Raw genomic sequence first — 622 nt, 5'->3', positions numbered from 1 at the left:
CTAACGGAAAATTCAAATCTTATCAATAGCTTAGCTTGCAGGTTATGGGTAACTTATTTCGAAAACAGTACACTAGCAGGGTCACGAAGAAAGCCAATTTTTGATGCAGGAGTTTAGGCATCAGGGAACCCCCAATCCTGAAGTGGAGAAAGCTGGGAGAGAAATGTTAAATGCTCGATAACTTTCACTTTTTTCAAATTTTTCAGTTCCATCGGTCCGCCGAGGGCAAGAGCAGGAACGAAGCCGTACATTTCATCCGCTTTAAGTAAACCGAGAGTTTCAAGGGCGGGGAAGAATAGTTCTTCAAAACCATTGGTTTTTGGGCTTTTTGTAGAGAAAAATGCTCTTATTCCCAAATCGAGGGCGTCGCCTTTAAACTTGGACTCCCGTTCTACGTAACGTGCCATAGAGCTGGTTATAGTTAAGCTAAATCCGTTTTTTTCACCCCATACGTAAAGCTTTCCAAACGCACTTCTAGCTATAACGTGGTATTTGTCTTGACTGCAGAATTTGGTGTCTGTGTTGGCGCTGATTGAAAACTGACCCACCCTGCCGATTGAAAATTGACCCAGGACGGATTGCTGATTTCTGTCCCAGCAATTGTGGATAAGCTTAGCAGCAG

The 622-nt window shown here is 43.4% G+C and carries 1 protein-coding gene; it reads right to left on the bottom strand.

Annotated features, from left to right (window positions below; genetic code table 11):
- Window positions 1-113 precede the first annotated feature (113 nt).
- Window positions 114-622 (bottom strand): T6SS immunity protein Tdi1 domain-containing protein (locus tag DW49_RS0124120; protein ID WP_024421480.1); only part of this gene is annotated, 509 nt, incomplete at its 5' end.

It is taken from the genome of Pseudomonas avellanae BPIC 631 (assembly GCF_000444135.1).
GTDB lineage: Bacteria > Pseudomonadota > Gammaproteobacteria > Pseudomonadales > Pseudomonadaceae > Aquipseudomonas > Aquipseudomonas avellanae.
This window is presented reverse-complemented; position numbering and strand designations above follow the sequence as displayed.